This is a genomic window from Pseudonocardia kongjuensis, assembly GCF_039526905.1.
Lineage (GTDB): Bacteria > Actinomycetota > Actinomycetes > Mycobacteriales > Pseudonocardiaceae > Pseudonocardia > Pseudonocardia kongjuensis.
Window position 1 is genome coordinate 83,326 of record NZ_BAAAJK010000003.1, and the last position, 22,289, is coordinate 105,614.

A 22,289-nucleotide genomic window follows, 5' to 3' on the forward strand; every position below is an offset into this window, starting at 1 on the left:
GACGACCCTCGCGCAGCGGCGACGATCGTGACCCGTGCCGGGTGGGGGACGGGTGGGGTGGGGCGTCAGGCCCCGGAGGTGATCTCGTAGCCGGCTTCCTGCACGGCCGCGCGGACCGCGTCGGAGGAGATCTCGCCGTCGCCGGTGACGGTGACCGCACCGGTGGGCAGGTCCACCGACACGTCGGTCACGCCGGCGACCTCGCTGATCTCCTCGGTGACCGAGCTGACGCAGTGACCGCAGGTCATGCCGGACACGGTGTAGGTGGCGGTGCTCATGGTCGGGGTACCTCCTCGTGACGGTCCGCGCGGGGCGCGGGCAGGTTCCGGTGACCGGTGGCGGCCTCGCCGCTCCGGGTCCCGCCGGCTTCTCCGGGGTGGGGTCAGGAACGGACCAGGCGCGCGATGGCGGCGCTGGCCTCCTGGATCTTCTCGTCGGCGACCGCGCCGCCCTCGGCGGCGGCGTCGGCGACGCAGTGCTTGAGGTGCTCGTCGAGCAGGCCCAGCGCGACGGCCTCGAGTGCCTTGTTGACCGCCGAGACCTGCGTGAGGACGTCGATGCAGTACTTGTCCGACTCGATCATCTTGCTGATCCCGCGGACCTGCCCCTCGATCCTGCGCATCCGATTGACGTGCGCGTCCTTGTTGTCGGCATATCCGTGTTGCATCGCTCTACCTCCTCGAGACCCTCGTCAATATACCCGTAGGGGGTAATAGTATCAACTCACATCGCGGTCGACAGGCACTGAACGCTCGCCGTCGCGTTGAGCACCGTCGCGGGGCGCCGCCGCACGTCCCCTGCAGGTTCCGCCGACGGCGGCCATTGCCTGCGAGGACTGGCATTCCCGGCCCCCGTCAAAGCGCCTGTCTGCGGCACGGCCGACGAACCGGCCTCCCTGTAAGCATCGGAGCTGCGCGACCGGACACCCCGACGACTGCCCTGGACCCTATACCCATACGGGGTATAGGGTTCGGCGCCATGACGATGCGACACGACCCACAGACACCCCCACGGTCGCGGGCGCCTGAAGGTCACGAAGGCCGTCACGGCGCAGGCGGCGACGAGCACGCCGGCCACGGCGGCCACGCTGGCCACGGCGATCACGTCGCCGGTTTCCGCCGGCTGTTCTGGATCATGCTGGTGCTGTCCGTGCCGGTGGTGGCGTTCAACGAGATGTTCGCCCACCTCGTCGGCTACCCGTTGCCCGCCGCCGGCTGGGTGTGGTGGGTCTCGCCGGTCCTGGGGACCGTCGTCTACTTCTGGGGGGGTCGGCCGTTCCTGACCGGTGCGATCTCTGAGCTCCGCTCCCGCAGTCCGGGGATGATGCTGCTCATCGGGCTGGCCATCACGGTCGCGTTCCTCGCGTCCTGGGGCGCGAGCCTGGGCGTGCTGGATCACCAGCTGAACTTCTGGTGGGAGCTGGCGCTGCTGGTGGTCATCATGCTGCTGGGGCACTGGCTCGAGATGCGCTCGCTGGCCCAGACCACCTCGGCGCTGGACTCGCTGGCGGCGTTGCTGCCCGACCATGCCGAGCGACTCGACGGCGACGACGTGGTCACGTCGCCCCGGCAGACCTGGTGGTGGGCGATGTCGTCGTCGTACGGCCCGGCGCCTCGGTGCCTGCCGACGGCACGATCGTCGACGGCTCGGCGGACTTGGACGAGTCGATGGTGACCGGCGAGTCCACACCCGTCCGCCGGAACACCGGGGACCAGGTCGTCGCCGGCACCGTGGCCACCGACTCGGGGCTCCGCGTCGAGGTCACCGCGACTGGCGGCGACACCGCCCTGGCCGGCATCCAGAAGCTGGTCGCCGACGCCCAGGCCTCCTCCTCACGGGCCCAGCGCATCGCCGACACCGCCGCAGGCTGGCTGTTCTGGTACGCCCTCGCCGCCGCCGCCATCACCGCGATCGTCTGGTCGGTGGTCGGCCTGCCCGACAGCGCCGTGGTGCGCACGATCACGGTGTTGGTCATCGCCTGCCCGCACGCTCTCGGGCTGGCCATCCCGCTGGTGGTCTCCATCGCCACCGAGCGCGCCGCCCGCGGCGGTGTCCTGGTCAAGGACCGCCTCGCCCTGGAGTCCATGCGCACCGTGGACACCGTCCTGTTCGACAAGACCGGCACCTTGACTCGGGGCGAACCCGCCGTCACCGGCATCGAGCCGGTCGCGGGCCGCGGCGCCGACGAGGTGCTTACCCTGGCCGCGGCGGCCGAGTCCGGCAGCGAGCACCCGCTGGCCACGGCGATCGTCGGTGCGGCGCGAGCCCGGGGGCTCGCCGTGCCCGGGGCTCACAACTTCTCCTCGTCCCCGGCGGTCGGCGTGCGCGCCACGGTCGACGGCTCGGTGGTCGAGGTCGGCGGCCCCTACCTGCTCGAGCAGCACACCCTCGACGAACTCGCGATCGCCGAACAGTGGCGCTCCGAAGGTGCGATCATCCTGCACGTCCTCGCCGACGGCGCGGTGATCGGCGGGCTGCGGCTGGCCGACGAGATCCGGCCCGAGTCCCGCGACGCCGTCGACGCCCTGCACGCCGCCGGCACCCAGGTCGTCATGATCACCGGTGACGCCCGGGCCGTAGCCGAAACCGTCGGCGCCGAACTGGGCATCGACCGGGTCTTCGCCGGAGTCCGGCCCGAGGACAAGGCCGCCCGGGTCGCAGAGCTCCAGCAGGAGGGCCGGAAGGTCGCCATGGTCGGCGACGGCGTCAACGACGCGCCCGCGCTCGCCCAGGCCGACGTCGGCATCGCCATCGGCGCCGGCACCGACGTCGCGATCGGCTCCGCGGGGGTGATCCTGGCCTCGTCGGACCCCCGGTCGGTCCTCTCGGCCGTCGAGCTGTCCCGCGCCACCTACCGGAAGATGAAGCAGAACCTGTGGTGGGCCGCGGGATACAACCTCGCGGCCGTGCCGCTGGCCGCCGGCGCCCTGGCCGGGATCGGGTTCCTGCTGCCCATGAGCGTCGGAGCGGTCCTGATGTCCGCCTCGACCGTGGTCGTGGCACTCAACGCACAACTCCTGCGCCGCCTCGACCTCACCCCGGCGGCCAGCGCGGCGACGTTCCTCGGCGACCGCGCAAACCGGTGAGCGCTCAAGCAGCGACGCTCAGTCCGCACGGCACCAGGCAAGCGCGCCGAGACCGTGGCCACCACGACCGGATCCTGCGGCTTGGCATCGTGGCGGTGCCGGCGTCGGGCGCGGGCGCGTGTGTGGTCCTCGTGGCCGGGCGCTTTGCGCAACGACCGGATGACCGACGCTCGCCCCGTCGCGGGTAGCGTGAGGAGGACGGCAAACGGGCAATTCGGGCGACTGCTGGTCCTCCTGCCCGTTCGGTTCGGTTTGCTGGGCATGCACGCGCTCGTCGTCTCGACCGCTGCCCGACGGCGGCGCCCCCCGGTGGCCGGCATCGGCGCGACCGGACACGAGATGAGCCGAACACGACCCGCTGGCGGCGGCCAGCCTGGCCTCAACGTTCGTTCGTTCTCGGCGGCAGGAGATGCCGTGTCGCCTGCCCGGCGTGGGCGCGAGTGGGTCCTGGCCGTGGTCGGGACCCCGCCATGAACGGCACACACCGCCCGGCTTCGCATGCGCCGTGCAGTCACGCCGGTACCGTGGTCGACATGGGTAACGGGCGACACGGACTGCAGCTGGTGCTGCTGGTCCTGCCTGTCCTGCTCGGGATCGTCGGGATGCACGCGCTCGTCGCCCCGGCTGCCGCTCCCACCATGGACACCGGGCATCAGGTCGAGGCCGAAGCGGCGATGGCCGCACACGCCGACCTCCGAGCCGAGGTGGCGTCCGCGCCCTCTACACCGGTGCCGGCCACGGCCGCCCACGACCCGATGCCGGCCGAGCACGGCGAGCACGGCACCGCCCACCTGCTGCACCTGTGCCTGGCGATACTGGCCGCCGCCGGGCTCGCGCTGCTCGCGGCGTGGCTGTTCCTCGGGCGCCTGACGCTCCCGGCCTCGGTCACCCCGACCCGCCGGCGTGCCCGCGGTATGCCGGCGCAGCGGCCCCCGCCCGTCCCCCGAAGACTCGCCCAGCTCTGCGTGATGCGGACCTGATCGGCCCCCGGCGCGGCAGAGCGTCGGATCCGCCCCCGATCACCCGTTTTCGACACGGAGAGCCAGAACCACACATGAAGATCACCAACGTGGCCGCCGCGGCCACGACATTGACTGCTGCCCTCGTCCTGACCGCCTGCGGCGGTGGGGACCCCGCCGGCGGCGCCGCGCCCGCGAACCCGGCACCCGCCCCGACCAGCGCCGCCGCTCCCAGCGGCGCGGCGATCTCGGCCGAGCACAACCAGGCCGACATCGCCTTCGCCCAGGGCATGATCCCGCACCACCAGCAGGCCGTGGAGATGTCGAAGCTGGCCACCGACCGCGCCGGCAGTGACGAGGTCCGTCGGCTCGCCACCGAGATCGAGCAGGCCCAAGGCCCGGAGATCGCCACGATGCAGGCCTTCCTCACCGCGTGGGGCGCGCCCGCACCCGGCGCCATGCCCGGGATGGACCACGAGTCGATGGGCCACGGCCCCGACCAGAACGGTATGGGCCAAGGCGGTATGGAACAGGGGGGAATGGATCACGGCGGCATGGCCGGGATGATGACCCCCGAGCAGATGGGCCGGCTCGAGCAGGCCAACGGCGCCGAGTTCGACCGCATGTTCCTCGAGATGATGATCGCCCACCACGAAGGTGCGGTGCAGATGGCCCAGACCGAACTCGCCGACGGGACCAACCCCGAGGCGAAGGCGCTGGCCCAGCAGATCGTCGACGCTCAGGAAACCGAGATCACCGAGATGCGCGAGCTCCTCGGCTGACGCTCCCCTGGTCAGGGTGAGCCGGCACCAAAAGGTCGCTCTCCCCCCTGGCCGATACGGGCGGGGGGTATATACGGTGGTCCGTGAAATACCCCCGGCCCGTATCGACGAAGGAGGCTGTCCGATGGCGAAGAGCGCGAGTCGGCCTGCTGCCCGAGGTCCGCTGTCCGCCGTGATCGCGGCCGCCACATCCGAGCCCGGCCGCGCAATTCTGCGCTGCCTGCTCGGATGCGCGATGCGAGCGCTGTCCGCCCGCACACCCCCGGCCGACCGCCGCACGACATGTGGCGACGGACGATGACCGCGCAGCCACGACGGTCTCCACATCCCACTCAAAGCTCGGCCCGCCGAGCCCACCGCGCTGCCGGAGCACGACCCGGCTGAACAGAAACCACCACCACTGCTGATGATCGCTAGACGTTCCGCACGCCGCACGAACCCTTACCCCCGCAGAACTCGATCCCGCCCCGCCTACGCCCTGCTCACCGCCGGCATCGCCGTACTGGCGGGCTGCGGCGGACCGGCTCAGCCAGGCACCTCCCCCACCGCTGCCGAGACCACCACCGACCTGTTCGAGCAGGTCGGTCACGTCCACGGGGTCGGGGTCGACCCCGCCGACGGTGCCATCGTCATCGCAGGCCACCACGGTCTGTTCGGCCTCACCGGCGAGGGGACACTGGCCCCGCGCCAGGACTCGCCGCAGACCGGCGGGCCGGATCTGATGGGCTTCACCGTCGCCGGCCCGGCGGCGTATCTGGCCAGCGGTCACCCCGCACCCCAGGACACCAGCACACCGAACCCACTCGGCCTGGTCCGCAGCACCGACGGCGGTGCGACGTGGGAGCCGATCAGCCTGCACGGCCAGGTCGACTTCCACGCGCTCGACGTCGACGGCACAGCCGTCGTCGGCCTCGACGCCACCCGCGGACTCCTGATGACCAGCAGCGACAGCGGACGAACCTGGCAGGAACGCGCCCCGCTGGCCGCCCTCGACGTCGCCCTGGCCCCCGGGGACAGCTCCCAGATCCTGGCCACCACCGAGAACGGAGTCATGGCCAGCCGTGACGGCGGCGCCACCTTCACCCCCATCGCCGGGAGCCCGCTGCTGGCCTACCTGGCGTGGGCCGACGCCGACACCGTGTACGGGATCGGACCGGACGGAACGCTGCACGCCAGCACCGACCAGGGCGCGACCTGGCAGCGTCGTGGCGCCACCGCGAGCCCACCGCAAGCGATCACCGCCGATCCCGGAGGCCGGCTGACGGTCGTGACCGACGACGGCGTCGAGCAGTCCACCGACGGCGGCGCCACGCTGCAGCGACTCGCCTGACGACGATCACCACTCGGCGAGACGCCACAGCATGTCGTCATCCTGCCGTCCCCTCCGGGGTGGGGTCGTGAACCCCACCCCGGAGGGGGTCACCGACGCCGGAGGCCAGGCAGACCGACCAGGGGACGTGTCTGCGCCGACGCTGCAGCCGCTCCGCCTTCGCCCGGGCGGACGCGTGGCAGCGGGTGCGTCGGCCGGTCATCATCCTGATCGACCACCCGCAGCCGGATGGTCGCCGGATCGGCAGCCGGCCCGGTGGGCGCCGCCCCACTGTCGTCCTCGGGGGCGGTAAGCAGGCCACGCCGATACAGCACAGCCAGCGCCAGCCCACACAGCAACCCGATCACCAGCAGCACCAGCCACGGCGCATACAGGGCCCCGGCAGAGCGGGCAAGATCGATCGCCCAGTCCGTCCCCGCATTCCCGAGCAGGATCCCCACCCCGCACACGGTGTTGTAGAAGCCATAGTGGGTCGCGACGAGCCGGTTGCGGGCGAGCCCGACGATGGTGTCCATCTCGAACGGCAGGACCACGGCGGTCCCGATCGCAAGCAGCGCCGCCGTGGCCAGCAACGCCGCCACCCCCACCACCGTCGCGGCCACCGCGCCGACCTCGGCGAGCAGGGTATCGGCGAGCAGCAGGGGCACGAACGCCGCACCGAGCACGACGAGGCCACGACTGAGTGAACCGGCCGGCCCCACCGCGCACGACACCACGCGGTGACCTTCATCTGCGCGACGATGGTGACCCCGCCGGAGACGACATACAGCGCGGTCACCAGCGCCGTGCCCAGGTTGCCCTGCCCGGCCAGTGTCCGGGCGTGCAGCGGCAGCGCCAGATACACCTGATACGACAAGACGTAGGTGCCGATCATCGCGACCGAGAAGGGCAAGAACCCGCGGGTCGCGGCGACGTCACGCCACTGGCCCAGCACCGGGCGCCGACCCGCTTCGGTCCCGCCGTCGGCGGCGCCGCCACGGGCCGGCAGTGCCCGGATCTGCAGCACCGTGAGCACCGCGAACACCACCGCCGCCACCAGGCAGGTCACGGCGAAGTCGATGCCGGTCAGCAGCAGGCCCACCACCGAGCCGACCACGATGCCCGCTTGGTAGAACACGCTGAATAGCGCGAACGCCTCGACCCGGCGTTCCCCGGCATCACCGGCGATGTAGGCGCGTACGGCCGGGTTGAACAGCGCGCCCGACCTCCCGCCGCAGGACTGCCGGGCGCGTCATCGTCGCCCGTAGCCGGGTCGGGGTCCATGGCCAGCCATCGCCACACCGTGCTCGACGACACCAGCAACTCGGCGGCGGCTCGGCGCACCTCGGCGCTGATCGACGCGCCCACTGCACGCTTCTCCCGCAACCGGGCGACCAGCACCGCCCGGGTCGCGGGATCGACGTGTCTCATCGCCGTAACTCACCCACACAGTCCGGGCATACCGGCCCGGACAACCGCCACCCGGTTCCGGCCAGCCAGTTCCGTACGACAGCGGTAGCGCTCCCGTCACCGACCGCGAGATCACCGGCCAGCAGCGGGCCGTCCCCGCAGCGCACACAAGCCACATCGGTGACCGGACCGGGCGGGGTGCAGCCGCGACAGAAGTGCCGCTCGAGCACCGCGCCCGCAGCGGCCGGGTCCGACAACAGCCACGTCATCGCCACCTCCGCACGCTCGATCGGGTTCGACGGCTCCCGCCCGCACCCGACACAACGACACTGGTCACGGCCCCGATACGCCGCTCGTGCACCCTGATCGCGGGCCATCACCGCGCCTCTGTCTCCGCACCCGCCCCCGCGGTGCCGGGACCGCGGTCGAGGTAGCCATACACCGTCGGACGTGCCACCCCGAGCAGCGCGGCGATCTGGGCCACGGTGTGCGTGCCGGCGTCGTAGAGCTGCTGGGCATGCGCGGCCTGCTCCGGGGACATTCTCGGCTTCCGCCCACCCTTACGGCCCCGCGCCCGAGCCGCGGCCAGCCCGTCACGGGTATTGGCCACGATCAGCTCCCGCTGGAACTCGGCCAACACCGACAACATCCCGAACATCGCCCGCCCCTCCGCGGTGGAGGTGTCGATGCCCTGCTCGAGCACGCGCAACCCGATCCCGCGCTCACGCAACTCCGCGCCCAAGGTGACCAGGTGCAGCATCGACCGGCCCAGCCGGTCCAGCCGGGTGATCACCACCGTGTCCCCGGCGCGCACCAGCCGCACCACCAGATCCAGCTGCGGCCGCGACGCTTTCGCCCCGGAGGCGTAGTCCACGTACACGTCCGCCGCGGCCACCCCTGCCCGGGTCAGCGCGTCGATCTGATGCGCCGGGTTCTGCTCCGCGGTCGACACCCGCGCGTACCCCACCAACATCTGTCGACAATAGCGCCGGGAGACCGTTCACCGACGTTGATTCGCGACGCGCGTTACCGACAGCGTCGACCTGCAGGTTCGCCGACCAGTCGACGGGCGTCGGCAAACGACCCATTCTCGACAGGGGCACCCCCCGTTACCGGCGCTACCGGCATAGGGCCGTGGCCAACCACCGGCTACGGAACGCCAGGCCCAGATCACTCAGTCGGTTCCTGAGGGCCGTGACGCGTGCCAGGAGAGCAGGCGAGGCAACCAGCGCGGGACGTTGTCCCGATAGCGCGCGTAGTCGTTACCGAAACGGCGGGCGAGTCGGGGTTCCTCAACCCGGGACACCATGACGGCGACGAACAGGGCGAACAGCGCGAACCATGCCAGCAGGGTCAGGGAGCGCGCTGCGATCGCCTCGCCGAGCACGATGCCCAGGACCCCGCTGAACATCGGGTGGCGCACGTGACGGTAGGGCCCGCGGATCACCAGCGTGCGCGGCGGATCCTGGGGCGACAATGTTCCCGCGCCGGACCGGGCGAACAGGCTGATCGTCCAGGCCAGCATCGCTACGCCGGCGGCGACCAGCAACGAGCCGGCCACCAGTGTCAGGCTTCCTGGTGCCGGCCCGAGATCGACCGCGGCGGTGCCGACGGTCGTGACGATCAGGACCGGAATGATGATCGTGACGGTCACCGGCCCCAGCAGGATCGCTCGCAGGTGTTGGAACAGCATGTGGGCCTCCCGATGGAGATCAGTGGAGTGTGCGGGCCGCCGGGGTGGCGGCGTGGATCCGATCGTGGGGCCTCACGTGCGGCCCTGGGTGCGCACGGCGACGCCGAAGAGGTAGTCGCCGCCGATGCGGGTGCGCCATCGGTCGCCGACGTCCAAGCCGTGGCGGGGAAGCTCGGCGAGGAACTCTCCTGCGGTGAACCGGTCGTGGGTGGGGTGGTCGAACAGGATCTGGTAGGTGGGTCGGGCCAGGGCGGTGGCGGTGACCTCGTCGAAGAAGAACCGGCCGCCCGGTTCGAGTACCCGGGCGACCTCGGCCAGGGTGTCGCGCCAGTTCGGGATGTGGTGGATGATCGCGAAGTCGAACACCGCCTGATAGGCGGCGTCCTGGCCGCCCCCGACCCGGGCGAACGCGGCAGCAAGGTCGGTGGCGGAACCGCCGCTCAGCTGGGCGGCAGCACCGTGGCGCCGCAGCCGTCGGCGGGCCTTGGCCAGCATCGTGGGGTCCAGGTCGACGGCGTCCACGCTGGCCGCACCGAAGACGTCGAGGATGAGCTGGGTGCCATAACCCGGACCGCAGCCCAGCTCGGCGGTGCGGGCACCCGGGGTGCGGCCCCCGAGCTCGATGAGCACGTGCGCTTCGTAGCGCTGGAGCAGGCGTCGGGGCACCGAGTCGATCACTGCCGACTCGATCGCGTTCATGAGCATGGCCACCTTTATTAATCGCCAATATGCGATATAATCGCTGTATGACGATAGATACCAGGGATGGGTGCCCGTCCACAACTGCCGGCCTCGGCGCCGCCGAGGCCCTGTTCCACAGCCTGTCCGACAGCACCCGACTGGCCATCGTGCGGCGCCTGGCCGGCGGCGAGGCACGGGTGGCCGACCTGGTGACCCAACTAGGCCTGGCCCAGTCCACGGTCTCCAAGCACGTGGCCTGCCTGCGCGACTGCGGCCTGGTCGACGGGCGCCCCGAAGGGCGGCAGGTGTTCTACTCCCTGACCCGCACCGAGCTGATGGACCTGCTGGCCTCGGCCGAGGTTGTGCTCGCCGCGACCGGCCACGCGGTCGCGCTGTGCCCCAACTACGGAACCGCCCGCCAGGACGTAGGAGGTGCGCGATGAGCGACGCCTGCGGATGCGGCGACGAGCCCCGCACCACCGACGAGAGCGACGAGCACGAGCCGGAAACCCTGTGGCAGGTCGGCGAGATCCGTTTCGCCGCCGTGGCCGTAGTACTGCTCGGACTCGGCTACGGATCCGTGTGGGTCGGCGCCCCCGACCTCATCGGTCTGGCGTTGAAGGCGGCCGCGTTAGCGGTCGCTGGCTGGACGTTCGTCCCCGGCACCCTGCGCCGCCTGGCCAAGGGCAAAATCGGCGTGGGCACCCTGATGACCATCGCCGCCATCGGCGCCGTGCTCCTGGGCGAGGTCGGCGAAGCCGCGATGCTGGCCGTGCTCTACACCATCGCCGAAGGACTGGAGGAGTACTCCGTAGCCCGCACCCGACGCGGCCTGCGCGCCCTGCTCGACCTGGTCCCCGACCAGGCCAGGGTGCTGCGCGACGGGACCGAGCACAGCATCGACCCGGCCAAGCTGGTCGTGGGCGACACCCTGGTGGTCCGCCCCGGGGAACGCCTGGCCACCGACGGCCGGATCGGCGCCGGGCACACCAGCCTCGACACCTCCGCCATCACCGGCGAGTCCGTCCCCGTCGAGGCCGGCCCCGGCGACGAGGTGTTCGCCGGATCCATCAACGGCACCGGCGCGCTCGAGGTCGAGGTCGCCACCACCGCCGCGGACAACTCCCTGGCCCGCATCGTGTCCATCGTGGAGGCCGAACAGTCCCGCAAGGGCACCGGCCAACGCCTGGCCGACCGCATCGCCCGACCCCTCGTACCCGGGGTGATGATCGCCGCCGCACTCATCGCCGCCCTGGGATCCCTGCTCGGTGACCCGTTGACCTGGATCGAACGCGCCCTGGTCGTACTGGTCGCTGCCTCCCCGTGCGCGCTGGCCATCGCCGTGCCGGTCACCGTGGTCGCCGCGATCGGCGCCGCCTCCAAACACGGCACCCTGGTCAAGGGCGGAGCGGCCCTGGAAGCCATGGGACGAGTCAGCACCGTCGCGCTGGACAAGACCGGCACCCTGACCCGCAACCACCCGGCCGTCATCGAGACCGCCCCCGCAGCCGGACACACCCGCGAGCAGGTACTCGCGGTGGCCGCCGCGCTCGAAGAACGCAGCGAACACCCCCTGGCCCGAGCCATCCTGGCCGCCGCCCCCACCCCGCAACGAGCCGAACAGGTCGAAGCGGTCACCAGCGCCGGACTCACCGGCACGCTGCATGGTCGCCGCGTGCGCCTGGGCCGCCCAGGCTGGATCGACCCCGGCCCGCTGACCGAGGACGTGACACGGCTCCAGCACGCCGGCGCCACCGCCGTCCTGGTCGAAGACGCCGGTACCGTGATCGGCGCCATCGCGGTCCGTGACGAGCTGCGCCCCGAAGCCGGGCAGGTCACCGCGTCCCTGCGCGATGCCGGCTACCGGGTCGTGATGCTCACCGGGGACAACCGCGCCACCGCCGCCGCCCTGGCCACCGAAGCTGGTATCGACCCGGGCGATGTGCACGCCGACCTGCGCCCCGAGGACAAATCCCGCCTCGTCGACCAGCTCCGCGCACACGGCCCGGTCGCGATGGTCGGCGACGGGGTCAACGACGCCCCCGCCCTGGCCACCGCCGACCTGGGCATCGCCATGGGCGCCATGGGCACCGATGTGGCCATCGAGACCGCCGACGTGGCGTTGATGGGCGAGGACCTGCGCCACCTGCCCCAGGTCCTCGCGCACGCCCGCCGCTCCCGGATCATCATGTGGCAGAGCGTGGCCCTGTCGCTGGCCATCATCATCGGCCTGATGCCCCTGGCCCTGTTCGGGATACTCGGGCTGGCCGCAGTCGTGCTCGTGCACGAAGTGGCCGAAGTCGTGGTCATCGGCAACGGCATCCGCGCCGGCCGCACCCGTCGTCTGGGGCTGGTCCCCGCAAGCCCCGCCACCACCGCCTCCTCGCGCGAGCGCATTGAAACAGGGGCGTGACGCCATACAATCAGCGACGCAACACCTGCCGCAGCTGCTCCACCGACGGGGCGCCAGACAGACCGAGCTCACCGTGATAGACCCGGCACGAGAACGCGCCCGGCCCGGCGGCTTGCTCGGCGAACGGGTCTGCTCCGTCGACCAGGATCGTGGGTGATCCCGCGAATTCAGGCGTCCCGGCGACCATCTCTGCGGTCACCTCTCGCACCACTACCGGGGTCATGGCATGTCCGGTGTCGTCGAGCGCCTGGCGCAGACGCTCCGAAGCGACGTTCTCGTGGGGGCAGCACGGCACCACCAGCAGCTCTACCCGCATCACATCAGTGTGCTCCTGGCCGGCCGCGTCGGCAGTAGCATCGGTGGTCGGAGGCGGTCGCATGGACCCGTACGAGGTCGGCGAGGAGTTGCGGCGAGCCCAGGCCGAGTTCCACCAGCTCGTCGGCACGGCTTCGCGCGGCGACCTAGAGCGCCTGACCAACGGCACACGGTGGACGAACCGGCAACTGCTGTTCCACATGGTCCTCGGCTACGGAGTCGTCCGCACGCTACTTTCCCTGGTGCGAACGCTCGACCGCCTCGGCTACAGTCGAGGCTTCGCCGCCACCCTGAACGCCGCGCACCGCCCCTTCCATGCGATCAACTACCTCGGTCCCTGCCTCGCCGCTCGGCTGCTGTCCCCGCATGCCATGACCGCGCTGCTGGACACCGTCATCGGCTCCCTGCAGCGTCGCCTCACCACCGAGACCGAGCGGAGCCTGGCTTCGAGCATGTACGTGCCGACGGACTGGGATCCCTACTTCACGCCGACGATGAGCGTGCTCGACGTCTACCACTTCGGGACCCAGCACTTCGATCACCATCGACGCCAGCTCACCATCGCGGCACCGCACACCCAGTCATAAGGCCTACCGTGCAGTACCACCGCTGGCACTTCTGGCAGGGCGAGCCCTTCTCGCCGACCGATAGTCAGCGGTCGGCAACATGAGGAGAGGCACTGTCATCCTCGCGGCGCGCCAGCGCTGTCGTCGTAACGGTCGTTCCACACCTGGGACGGTGCGACCTCCTCGAGGAGTGTGCGCACGCGCTGGGCGATGTCGTCGCGGATCAGGCGCATGCGGTCGAGGCCGTCGATGCCGCGGGCGGAGGGTTCGTCGGTGTCCCAGGCTCGTACCTCGACGCCGGCGGGAGCGTCGACGGTGGCTTCGCGGCCGAGGGTGATGACGAGATCGACCCGGCGCAGCAGGTCGGCGTCAATCGCCTTGGGTGTCTCACCGGACATGTCGGCGCCGACCTCGGCGAGGCTGGCGGCGGCGAGCTGGTTGATCGAGATGCCGGGCTGGGTACCGGCGGAGTGCACCTCGACCCGGTCGCCGCTGGCCTTGCGCAGGAGCCCGGCGGCCATCTGGGACTTGCCGCCGTTACGGACGCAGACGAACAACACCGCAGGTCTAGTGGTCACGACGTCGCCGCTTCGGTCGTTAGCTCGGTGAGCAGGCGGCGTACTCGGCCGTCGATGTCGTCGCGGATGGGGCGGATCTGCTCCGGGGTCTTTCCGGCGGGGTCAGTCAGTTCCCAGTCGAGGTAGCGCTTGCCGGGGAACACCGGACAGGCATCGCCACAGCCCATGGTGATCACGACATCGGCCGCTTCAACCGCCTCGCTGGTCAGGCGCTTCGGGAACTCGGTGTCCAGGGACAGACCGATCTCGGCCATGACCTCGCGCACGGCGGGGTTGATGGTCTCGGCCGGGGCCGAGCCGGCGGAGGTGACGCGGACGGCGCCGTTGGCGTGGTGGGCCAGCAGGGCGGCGGCCATCTGGGAGCGGCCGGCGTTGTGCACGCAGACGAACAGGACTTCGGGGACCGCGGCTGTGGTGGTCACGGGGGCTCCTGGGGATCGGGCTGCTGCCGCGAGCCGCTGGTGGGCGTGGCGGGCGGCGAGGACGGGCAGGTGGGTGGTGATGTGGGCGGTCAGTGCCAGCTCGGTGAACACGTCCACGACCACGGCCTCGATCGTCTCGGGGCCGAAGGTGCCGTGGAATGTGCGGCGCAGCTCGTCGACGGTCTGGTGAAGCCGGGCGTGTGGGCTGGTGAGCGCAAAGTGTTCGAGGGTGCGGTCGCCCGCCGGGCGCCGTCGCGCAATAGCGACGACGACCGGCGTGGCGTCGAACGAGGAGGCGTCCATGACATGGTCCGCTACTGGCCGGCCGAGCGGGTGCTCATCAAGTCCCGCCCGCGCGAGGCAGCGGTGTGTCCGCGGTGGTGACCAGGCGCCGGCGCGGCCACAACGACACGTACACCAAGGCGACGAGCACCGGCACCTCGATCAGCGCCTCGAAGACCCCGGCCAGAGCCTCGCCCGGAGGAGATGTCGATCGCGCCGATCGCTACAGCGGTCATCAGGACTCCTTGAGCATGAGCAGCGGCGGTGCGGCGGTGCACCCACCGAGCAGTGGCGCCGTCGCAGTGGCAGATCACGCACCGCGCACGCCGTCTTGCGGTGATGAGTGTCGGCGTGGGGTGCCTACGGTGGATCGGGGCTGGAGCCGGTTCCCCGCAGGCAGCCCAGACTTCCGCCGGGACCGACGCGTGAACCCCCGGCCGCCGCGGCGGCAGTCTGGTTGCTGGTGCGCGTGTCGCAGAACCCGCAGCGCAGGATCCGGCTCGGTGCCCGGGCGGGCCCGGCCATCCCGGGTGGCCGACCGGCACGGTGGTCCACCCAGGTGTGCTCGAGGCAGGTAGCCGCGCCACAGCCCTGACACACCGCGACCGCGGGTCGAGCCCGCCGGTCCCGGGCGCTGCAGTCCAAGCAGTTCACGACCGAGTGTCCCGGGTGGCCTCGGGGCTTGCCTGCTCGGTCTGCAGGGTGGGCGTGGTCATTGGTGCGAACAGGCGCCGGCGCAGCCACAGCGACACATACACCAGCGCGACCAGTACCGGGACCTCGATCAACGGCCCGACCACTCCCGCCAGGGCCTGGCCGGAGGTCACGCCGAACGTGCCGATCGCGACGGCGATGGCGAGCTCGAAGTTGTTGCCCGCGGCGGTGAACGCCAACGTGGTGGTGCGCTCGTAGCCCATCCCGACCGCCCGGCCGACGGCGTAGGACCCGGCCCACATCAGGGCGAAGTAGGCCAGCAACGGCAGCGCGATCCGGGCGACGTCGAACGGCTGAGAGGTGATCGCCTCGCCCTGCAGGGCGAACAGCAGCACGATCGTGAACAGCAGCCCGTAGAGCGCGAACGGCCCGATCCGAGGCAGGAACGTCTCCTCGTACCAGGCCCGCCCCTTGGCCTTCTCCCCGAAGCGGCGCGTGAGGTAGCCGGCCAGCAGCGGGATCCCGAGGAACACCAGTACCGACGTCACGATGTCCCAGGTGGAGAACGACACGTCGGTGACCGGCAGGCCGAGCCAGCCGGGCAGCACGACCAGGTAGAACCAGCCCAGTACGCCGAACATGACGACCTGGAACACCGAGTTCAGCGCGACCAGCACGGCGGCGGCCTCGCGGTCGCCGCAGGCCAGGTCGTTCCAGATGATCACCATGGCGATGCAGCGGGCGAGCCCGACGATGATCAGCCCGGTCCGGTACTCGGGCAGGTCGGGCAGCATCAGCCAGGCGAGTGCGAACATCAGTGCCGGGCCGAGGACCCAGTTGAGCACCAGCGAGGTGAGCAGGAGCTTGCGGTCGCCGGTGACGGTGTCGAGGCGGTCGTAGCGGACCTTCGCCAGCACCGGATACATCATGATCAGCAGGCCGAGCGCGATCGGCAGCGAGATCCCGTCGATCGCGATCGCGTCGAGGGCCGGGGCGAGCCCGGGGACCAGGCGGCCGAGCAGCAGTCCGGCGACCATGGCGACGATGATCCAGACCGCCAGGAAGCGGTCGAGGGTGGACAGGCGGGCGACGACGCCGGCCTCGGCCGGGTCGGTGGCCGCCTGCTGGGCGGCGCCGGTGGTGTTCTCCGTGCTCATGATGCGACGGCCTCCGCCGTGGTCGGGATCAGCAGGTCGGCCAGCGAGGCGAGTCGCTGGGGGACGACGCGGTAGTGGATCCAGGTGCCGCGACGTTCACCGATGATCAGCTCGGCCTCGCGTAGGACCTTGAGATGGTGCGAGATCGTCGGGCCGGACAGGTCGAAGACCTCGGTCAGGTCACACACGCAGGCCTCCCCGCCAGCGTGGGAGGCGATCAGGGACAACAGGCGCAGCCGGACGGGGTCTCCGAGGGCCTTGAACACGCGGGAGATCTCGCTCGCGTGCTCCGGGGAGAGCGGTTGCCCGACCAGCGGCGACCAGCACGACGGCGCCACACCCGGCGGCTCCTTATTCGACATACTTCTATCTTGACGTCTATCGAATAAGAGTGCAACCTCGCAGGGCCGCCCCGGATCGAGCGTCGTCGATCCAACCCTGCGCGACTGGAGTGATCGCATGCTCGACCCCGGTGAGGCCGGCGACCGCACTGCGGTGTCACGGCATCACGGACGTGCTCACCGCCACCGGCTCCCGATGCCCGTCAGGGATCCAGTCTCGCGCGCCATCGGGCAGGCGATCATCGCGGTCGCGGTCGTCCTGGTCCTGTGGGGATTCCTGGCCGGCGACGCCGATCTCACAGCAGGTGGTGTGACGACGTTCGCCTGTCTGCCCGCAGCGGGCCTGGCCAAGCTTGCCCGATCCCGGTGAGCGCCCCGCCCGGAAGTACAGCCGGTCGGGTCAACATCAGCCTTTCATCCCGGGTGGCCGGCCGGTTCGTTGTGGGCGCGGACCAGCCTCGCGTAGGTCGCCACGCATGCCCACGCCACCGCCGCGACGACGAGGAAGGAGCGGTAGACGCCGTCGTACCCGACTTCGGGGGCAAGGGACGCGGCGCCGACGGGGGCTAGCAGACCCGCGAGGCCCCACCCGGTGAAGACCAGGCCGTAGGTGGCGCCGAACCGTTCGCTGGGCACCACGTCCGAGACTGCCGCCGGGGTGAGCGTGGATAGTGCGCCGTATTGGGTTCCGAGTAGGAACAGGGTGGCAAGCGCGACGGGCCCGCTCGCACTCAGGGCCAGTGGCAGACAGGCAAGAAGGAGGAGGGCGGAGTTGGCGTGCAGGGCCGCGGATGGTCCCACCCGATCCGATAGCGGCCCGGCCATGAGCCGACCGACGAAGTTGCCGGCATTGAGCAACGTCACCGCCAGCGCCACGGCCCCCGCAGTCCCTGCCAGCTGTCCGGCCTGCGCGAAGGCCGCGAGGGCCGGCGCGCTGCCCAGCGCGAAAGCCAGCCACAGCGCGACGACCGGCCCGCTCGGGTGGCGCCGGCCGGTGCTCCGGGGCCGACGTCGTGCTACGCGCGGATGGGCCACGCGACCGGGAACGAGCACGGCCGCGACGGCCAGAACGCCCCCCAGCGCGGCGGCCAGCAGGACGAAGGTCCAGCCACGTCCGAACGCCATGAGCAGCGCAGCTGCCACGGGTGCCAGGACGGCTGTGCCGGCCGCGTAGGCGCTGACCACGAGGCCGAGCGCCAGGCCGCGCCCGGACTGCACGGTGCCGGCGACCCGGACCGCGGTGGCGTAGCCGAGCCCGGTCGAGCCGCCGAGTAGGACACCGAAGGCGAGGATCAGTGTGACCACTGAGGTCGCGACAGCACTGCCCAGCAGACCGATCACGGTACCGATCGCGGCGACGATGGCCAGCCGCCGAGGTGAGACCGCGTCGGCGACCCGGCCACCGACCAGGACCCCGGCCATGAAGGCCACCAGGCCGACGGAAAAGACGCTGGCCAGCCCGGTATCGCCGACCCGGAGTTCCCGGCACAGGGACGCGGTGAACACGTCCCAGGCGAATAGTGGGCTCACCGCCAGGTCGAGCAGCACTGCGCCGGTGAGCGCGCGCCTCTTACTCATCCGGAGGGGGCTCGGCCTGGGTCGCCGGCCAGCGGGGGTAGGAGGTTCGGCGTCTTCTTGCTGGCCATCGTCGCGTCCTTCCCGTGGGCGTATCAGCCAGGCCGGTGGCGAACCCGGCGGTGATCATCGAGAGTGACCAGCCGGGGTCGGCGGGTGATGGCCGGGGCCAGCACGGGCAAGGCGTAGTACAGCACGCCCCAGCTGACGATCTCGGTCACGCACAGCACGACCATCACCCGACGCAGCCCCGCTCGAGCTCAGCGACGCGGTCGCGGCGGTGGGTTTCACAGAGGACATTCGCGGTTGGCCTCCCAGCGAGGCCCGACGCGGCCTCGCCGCCTCCGGCGATGGTGCCGATACGCGGCGATGGGTCGCGCCGGGACGGACAGCAGTCAGGCGGGTCGGCCAGTCAGGATGCCGCCTGTGCAGTCTGGTCGATCGGTTCTGCCGGGCCGCAGCAGCCGCCCTCGGCCTCCGCGGTGGCGGCGGCGGGGTCGTCGAACAGGCCGGCGCCGCCGCAGACCCCGGTGTCGGGCAGCACCAGCTCGACCCGCTCGGCGGCCTCGTGGTCCCCGGCCAGTGCGGCGGCCACGGAGCGGACCTGCTCGTAGCCGGTCATCGCCAGGAACGTCGGTGCGCGCCCGTAGGACTTCATCCCGACCACGAACACCCCGGGCTCGGGTTGGGTCAGTTCGCGGGCGCCGTGCGGGTACACGGTGCCGCAGGAGTGCACGTTCGGGTCGATCAACGGTGCCAGGGCCCGGGCGGCCTGCAGGGTCGGGTCCAGGTCCAGCCGCACCTCCGCCAGCCATGACAGGTCCGGGCGGAACCCGGTCAGCACCACGACCTCGTCGACCGGGGCGAGCCGGCGCCCGTCGAGGGACTCGAGCACGAGCCGGTCGCCGGTCTGGGCGACCGCGCTGGTGCGGAACCCGGTCACCGTGCTGATGTGCCCGGCCTCGACCGCGGCCGCGGCGCGCCGGCCCAGGGCCCCGCGGGCGGGCAGTTGGTCGGCCTCCCCACCGCCGAAGGTGTCACCGACCTGCCCACGGCGCAGCAGCCAGTCCACGTGCGTGCCCGGCGCGGTCTCGGCCAGTTCGGCGAACGCCACCAGTGCGGTCAGTGCCGAGTGCCCGCTGCCGGCCACCGCGACCCGCTTGCCGGCGTAGCGGGCCCGCACGCTCGGGTCGGCCAGGTCTGGCACCTGGTAGGCGATCCGGTCGGCGGCGGCGCGCTCGCCCGCGGCGGGCAGCCCGTCCGCGCCGAGCGGGTTCGGCGAGTCCCAGGTCCCGGAGGCGTCCACCACGGCGCGGGCGAGGATCCGCTCCTCTCCCGCGGCGGTCTGCACGTGCACGGTCAACGGTTCGGTCTCGCGACCGGCGTCGACCACCCGGTCCCGCCCGCGCCGGGCCACACCCGACACTCGGGCGCCGAACCGCACCCGGCTGCCCAACACCTCGGCGAGGGGCTGCAGGTAGCGCTGCGCCCACTGCTGCCCGGTCGCGTAGGTCTCCGGGTCCGGGTGGGTCCATCCGGTCGGGGCCAGCAGCTTCTCCGCCACCGGGTCGACCACCTCGGCCCACCGGGAGAACAGTCGCACGTGGTGCCACTGCCGCACGTGCGCACCGGCCTGCTCACCGGCCTCCAGCACCAGCGGCTCCAGGCCGCGGTCGAGCAGATGCGCGGCGGCGGCGAGCCCGACCGGCCCGGCTCCGACCACCACGACCGGCAACGTGTTCTCACTCATCACGACCTCCAGGGTCGGCAGGTTCATTCATCGACGCTCGTCGATGGGCTGGTCGGACTGTATCGACGGGCATCGATTGACGCAACCATCGATGTGTGTCGATACTGAGCGGTATGAGCACCACTGCCGCCGAGCAGCCCGCTCGCACGCCACTGCTGCCGCTGACCGACGTGTCAGCCACGTCGGCACAGCTGCCGGTCGCCGACGCCGAGACCTACGCCGGCTGGTTCGCCTGCCTGGCCGAACCGACCCGGGTGCGGCTGCTGCACGCGGTCGCGATCGCCGCACGAGCGATCGCGGTCGGGGAACTGGCCGAACAGCTCGGGATCTCCCAGTCCACCTGCAGCCACCACCTGCGCAAGCTCGCCGACGTCGGGTTCGTGCGCCTGCACAAGGAGAAGACCACCACCCTCGTCACGGTCAATCCGGCCTGCTGCACCGGGCTCCCGCACGCCGCCGACGCCGTCATGGGCATGCTCGGGCCACGCCCGTGCTGCCCCACCGACCTGCCCGCCGACGTCACCGTCCGCGCCCTGCAGCCCGGCGACTGGGCCGCGGTCCGGCGCATCTACGCCGAGGGCATCGCCACCGGACACGCCACCTTCGACACCGAGGTCCCCGAACGACGCGAGCTCGACCGCCGATGGCTGCCCGAGCACCGGTGGGTCGCCGAGCTCGACGGCCACGTCGTCGGCTGGGCCGCCCTCGCACCCGTCTCGACACGGCCCGTCTACGCCGGCGTGGCCGAGTCCTCGATCTACGTCGCCGACGGCTCGCGCGGGCGCGGGATCGGCAAGGCGCTGATCCACCAGCAGGTCACCGCCGCCGACGCCGCCGGGCTCTGGACCCTGCAGACCGCGATCTTCCCGGAGAACCGGGCCTCGGTCGCGCTGCACCAGTCCGCCGGTTACCGCACCCTCGGCCTGCGCGAACGCATCGGGCGCCACCACGGCGTCTGGCGCGACACCGTCTTCCTCGAACGCCGCACCGCCACCGACCCCGACTAACCGCGTAGCGACCCATCCGCGCCACAACCTTCACCGCCGACCCCGTACGCGTCGCCGGTGCTCACTCCTGCCCGCGTTCCTCCCGACGGAGGACCGTCCCTGCGAGGTGCCCATGTCCCGCCCCGCTCACCCCGGCACGTCCGGCTCCGCCAGCTTGTGCGACGCGATCGTCATCGGTGCGGGCCAATCCGGGCTCGCCGCCGCACACGCCCTGCGCCAGACCGGTCTCGCGCCGGTGGTCCTCGAAGCCGGACCCGAGCCCGTCGGGTCCTGGCCGCACTACTACGACAGCCTCACCCTGTTCTCCCCGGCCCGCTACAGCTCGCTACCGGGCCTGCCGTTCCCCGGCGACCCCGGCCGGTACCCCCACCGCGACGAGATCGCCGACTACCTGCGCCGCTACGCGGCCCACCTCGACGTCGACATCCGGACCAGAACCCGAGTCGACACCATCATCGCCGCGCCCGGCGGCTACCAGGTCCACACCGGCGAGCAGACGCTCACCGCCCTGCTGGTCATCGCCGCCACTGGTGGCTTCGGCAACCCGTACCGGCCCGTCCTGCCCGGCCTCGACGCCTTCACCGGCCAGACCCTGCACGTCGCTGACTACCACCGACCCGAGCAGTTCGCCGGCCAGCACGTCGTGATCGTCGGCGCCGGGAACTCCGCCGCCCAGATCGGCGTCGAACTCACCCAGCACGCCCGCGTCACCCTCGCCACCCGGGTACCGGTCAAGTACGCGCCGCAGCGCATCCTGGGCCGCGACATGCACTGGTGGGCCACCACGCTCGGGTTCGACCACCTACCCATCGGGCCCTACCTGCGCAGCACGCCGTCGGTACCCGTCGTCGACGACGGCACCTACCGCGCCACCATCGACGCCGGCCGGCCCGGCCGGGTCCCGATATTCACCGACATCGACGGCACCCGCCTCACCTGGCCCGACGGGCGCACCGAGCAGGTCGACACCATCCTGTTCGCCACCGGGTACCGGCCGGACCTGCCCTACCTCACCGACCTCGGCGCCCTCGACCACCACGGTCGGCCACGCCAGATTCGAGGTTTGTCGACCTCGCACCCCGGACTCGGTTACGTCGGGCTCGAATGGCAGCGCAGCCTCGCGTCGGCCACCCTGCGCGGGGTCGGACGCGACGCGCGCTACGTCACCACCCGACTGGTGCGCCACCGCACGGCGCTGCCTGCCGTTCGGTGCTGCGAGCAGCCGTCCGCCGTGTGAGACGGCCGGACCGAACCGGGGGTTGAACGCTGATGTAGGCCGGTTACTGCCTCGGGTTGCGCTCCACCTGAT

At 71.5% G+C, this 22,289-nt stretch carries 24 protein-coding genes and 2 pseudogenes; 11 read left to right on the forward strand and 15 right to left on the reverse strand.

Annotated features, from left to right (window positions below):
• Positions 1 to 65: 65 nt before the first annotated feature.
• Positions 66 to 278 carry a heavy-metal-associated domain-containing protein gene (locus ABD160_RS03435; protein ID WP_344018131.1) on the reverse strand — a complete coding sequence of 71 codons (213 nt, stop codon included), beginning with the start codon at positions 276 to 278 and terminating at the stop codon, positions 66 to 68.
• A gap of 104 nt (positions 279 to 382) precedes the next feature.
• Positions 383 to 667 carry a metal-sensitive transcriptional regulator gene (locus ABD160_RS03440; RefSeq protein WP_344018132.1) on the reverse strand — a complete coding sequence of 95 codons (285 nt, stop codon included), beginning with the start codon at positions 665 to 667 and terminating at the stop codon, positions 383 to 385.
• A 467-nt stretch (positions 668 to 1,134) separates the two neighbouring features.
• Here ABD160_RS03440 and ABD160_RS03445 point away from each other — a divergent pair, with 467 nt between their 5' ends.
• From ABD160_RS03445 to ABD160_RS03465, 5 genes are all read left to right on the forward strand, one after another.
• On the forward strand, positions 1,135 to 1,674 hold the full coding sequence (locus ABD160_RS03445) for an HAD family hydrolase (RefSeq protein ID WP_344018133.1): 540 nt from the start codon (positions 1,135 to 1,137) through the stop codon (positions 1,672 to 1,674).
• On the forward strand, positions 1,581 to 3,086 hold the full coding sequence (locus tag ABD160_RS03450; protein WP_344018376.1) for a heavy metal translocating P-type ATPase: 1,506 nt from the start codon (positions 1,581 to 1,583) through the stop codon (positions 3,084 to 3,086). The genes ABD160_RS03445 and ABD160_RS03450 overlap by 94 nt, the downstream gene beginning before the upstream one ends.
• A 533-nt stretch (positions 3,087 to 3,619) precedes the next feature.
• Complete coding sequence (locus ABD160_RS03455; RefSeq protein ID WP_344018134.1) at positions 3,620 to 4,066, forward strand: DUF6153 family protein; 447 nt, start codon at positions 3,620 to 3,622, stop codon at positions 4,064 to 4,066.
• 74 nt (positions 4,067 to 4,140) lie between these two features.
• Positions 4,141 to 4,827, forward strand: coding sequence for a DUF305 domain-containing protein (locus ABD160_RS03460; RefSeq protein WP_344018135.1), 687 nt, complete (start codon positions 4,141 to 4,143; stop codon positions 4,825 to 4,827).
• Positions 4,828 to 5,233: 406 nt separating this feature from the next.
• The gene (locus ABD160_RS03465; RefSeq protein ID WP_344018136.1) at positions 5,234 to 6,157 is read left to right on the forward strand and encodes a F510_1955 family glycosylhydrolase; all 924 of its coding nucleotides are present in this window, start codon (positions 5,234 to 5,236) and stop codon (positions 6,155 to 6,157) included.
• Positions 6,158 to 6,246: 89 nt separating this feature from the next.
• On the opposite strand, the gene ABD160_RS03470 is transcribed toward ABD160_RS03465, so the two are convergent.
• The 4 genes from ABD160_RS03470 to ABD160_RS03485 form a co-directional block, all read right to left on the reverse strand.
• Entirely contained in the window at positions 6,247 to 6,873 is a 627-nt protein-coding gene (locus ABD160_RS03470) for a hypothetical protein (protein WP_344018137.1), read from the reverse strand.
• 1,049 nt (positions 6,874 to 7,922) lie between these two features.
• Positions 7,923 to 8,519: a recombinase family protein gene (locus ABD160_RS03475; protein WP_344018138.1), complete on the reverse strand. Its 597-nt coding sequence runs from the start codon at positions 8,517 to 8,519 to the stop codon at positions 7,923 to 7,925.
• A gap of 201 nt (positions 8,520 to 8,720) precedes the next feature.
• A complete protein-coding gene (locus tag ABD160_RS03480; RefSeq protein WP_344018139.1) occupies positions 8,721 to 9,239 on the reverse strand; it encodes a methyltransferase family protein in 519 nt (172 codons plus the stop codon).
• Between the two features lie 72 nt (positions 9,240 to 9,311).
• Complete coding sequence (locus tag ABD160_RS03485; RefSeq protein WP_344018140.1) at positions 9,312 to 9,938, reverse strand: class I SAM-dependent methyltransferase; 627 nt, start codon at positions 9,936 to 9,938, stop codon at positions 9,312 to 9,314.
• Between the two features lie 47 nt (positions 9,939 to 9,985).
• On the opposite strand from ABD160_RS03485, the gene ABD160_RS03490 reads away from it, so the two are divergent.
• Positions 9,986 to 10,363: an ArsR/SmtB family transcription factor gene (locus tag ABD160_RS03490; RefSeq protein WP_344018142.1), complete on the forward strand. Its 378-nt coding sequence runs from the start codon at positions 9,986 to 9,988 to the stop codon at positions 10,361 to 10,363.
• On the forward strand, positions 10,360 to 12,333 hold the full coding sequence (locus tag ABD160_RS03495) for a heavy metal translocating P-type ATPase (RefSeq protein WP_344018143.1): 1,974 nt from the start codon (positions 10,360 to 10,362) through the stop codon (positions 12,331 to 12,333). Before ABD160_RS03490 ends, ABD160_RS03495 begins: the two co-directional genes overlap by 4 nt.
• A gap of 10 nt (positions 12,334 to 12,343) precedes the next feature.
• On the opposite strand, the gene ABD160_RS03500 is transcribed toward ABD160_RS03495, so the two are convergent.
• Positions 12,344 to 12,649: a hypothetical protein gene (locus tag ABD160_RS03500; protein ID WP_344018144.1), complete on the reverse strand. Its 306-nt coding sequence runs from the start codon at positions 12,647 to 12,649 to the stop codon at positions 12,344 to 12,346.
• Positions 12,650 to 12,710: 61 nt separating this feature from the next.
• Between ABD160_RS03500 and ABD160_RS03505 the strand changes: the two genes are divergently transcribed.
• Positions 12,711 to 13,235 (forward strand): DinB family protein, encoded by a 525-nt coding sequence (locus tag ABD160_RS03505; RefSeq protein ID WP_344018145.1) that lies wholly within the window; start codon positions 12,711 to 12,713, stop codon positions 13,233 to 13,235.
• Positions 13,236 to 13,330: 95 nt separating this feature from the next.
• Here the strand turns inward: ABD160_RS03505 and ABD160_RS03510 are convergent, their stop codons facing one another.
• From ABD160_RS03510 to ABD160_RS03525, 5 genes and pseudogenes are all read right to left on the reverse strand, one after another.
• Complete coding sequence (locus tag ABD160_RS03510) at positions 13,331 to 13,771, reverse strand: arsenate-mycothiol transferase ArsC (RefSeq protein WP_344018146.1); 441 nt, start codon at positions 13,769 to 13,771, stop codon at positions 13,331 to 13,333.
• Between the two features lie 17 nt (positions 13,772 to 13,788).
• A complete protein-coding gene (locus ABD160_RS33280; protein ID WP_425563577.1) occupies positions 13,789 to 14,214 on the reverse strand; it encodes an arsenate reductase ArsC in 426 nt (141 codons plus the stop codon).
• 30 nt (positions 14,215 to 14,244) lie between these two features.
• Positions 14,245 to 14,517, reverse strand: a pseudogene (locus ABD160_RS33285) (three-helix bundle dimerization domain-containing protein); the annotation flags it as partial.
• Between the two features lie 629 nt (positions 14,518 to 15,146).
• Positions 15,147 to 16,307, reverse strand: coding sequence for an ACR3 family arsenite efflux transporter (gene arsB, locus ABD160_RS03520; protein WP_344018149.1), 1,161 nt, complete (start codon positions 16,305 to 16,307; stop codon positions 15,147 to 15,149).
• On the reverse strand, positions 16,304 to 16,669 hold the full coding sequence (locus ABD160_RS03525; RefSeq protein WP_224400968.1) for an ArsR/SmtB family transcription factor: 366 nt from the start codon (positions 16,667 to 16,669) through the stop codon (positions 16,304 to 16,306). Before ABD160_RS03525 ends, arsB begins: the two co-directional genes overlap by 4 nt.
• A 175-nt stretch (positions 16,670 to 16,844) precedes the next feature.
• Here ABD160_RS03525 and ABD160_RS03530 point away from each other — a divergent pair, with 175 nt between their 5' ends.
• Entirely contained in the window at positions 16,845 to 17,018 is a 174-nt protein-coding gene (locus ABD160_RS03530; RefSeq protein WP_344018151.1) for a hypothetical protein, read from the forward strand.
• A gap of 44 nt (positions 17,019 to 17,062) precedes the next feature.
• Here ABD160_RS03530 and ABD160_RS03535 read toward each other — a convergent pair whose 3' ends face one another.
• The 3 genes and pseudogenes from ABD160_RS03535 to ABD160_RS03545 all read right to left on the reverse strand — a co-directional run bounded on the left by ABD160_RS03535 (position 17,063) and on the right by ABD160_RS03545 (position 19,973).
• Entirely contained in the window at positions 17,063 to 18,226 is a 1,164-nt protein-coding gene (locus ABD160_RS03535) for an MFS transporter (protein ID WP_344018152.1), read from the reverse strand.
• A gap of 76 nt (positions 18,227 to 18,302) precedes the next feature.
• Positions 18,303 to 18,459 (reverse strand): annotated as a pseudogene (locus ABD160_RS03540) (MFS transporter); the annotation flags it as partial.
• Between the two features lie 176 nt (positions 18,460 to 18,635).
• A complete protein-coding gene (locus ABD160_RS03545) occupies positions 18,636 to 19,973 on the reverse strand; it encodes an NAD(P)-binding domain-containing protein (RefSeq protein WP_224400981.1) in 1,338 nt (445 codons plus the stop codon).
• 113 nt (positions 19,974 to 20,086) lie between these two features.
• On the opposite strand from ABD160_RS03545, the gene ABD160_RS03550 reads away from it, so the two are divergent.
• Together ABD160_RS03550 and ABD160_RS03555 are read left to right on the forward strand one after the other, a co-directional pair.
• A complete protein-coding gene (locus ABD160_RS03550) occupies positions 20,087 to 20,980 on the forward strand; it encodes a helix-turn-helix domain-containing GNAT family N-acetyltransferase (protein WP_224400971.1) in 894 nt (297 codons plus the stop codon).
• Positions 20,981 to 21,092: 112 nt separating this feature from the next.
• Positions 21,093 to 22,217 carry a flavin-containing monooxygenase gene (locus tag ABD160_RS03555; protein ID WP_344018153.1) on the forward strand — a complete coding sequence of 375 codons (1,125 nt, stop codon included), beginning with the start codon at positions 21,093 to 21,095 and terminating at the stop codon, positions 22,215 to 22,217.
• The last annotated feature ends 72 nt before the right edge of the window (positions 22,218 to 22,289 follow it).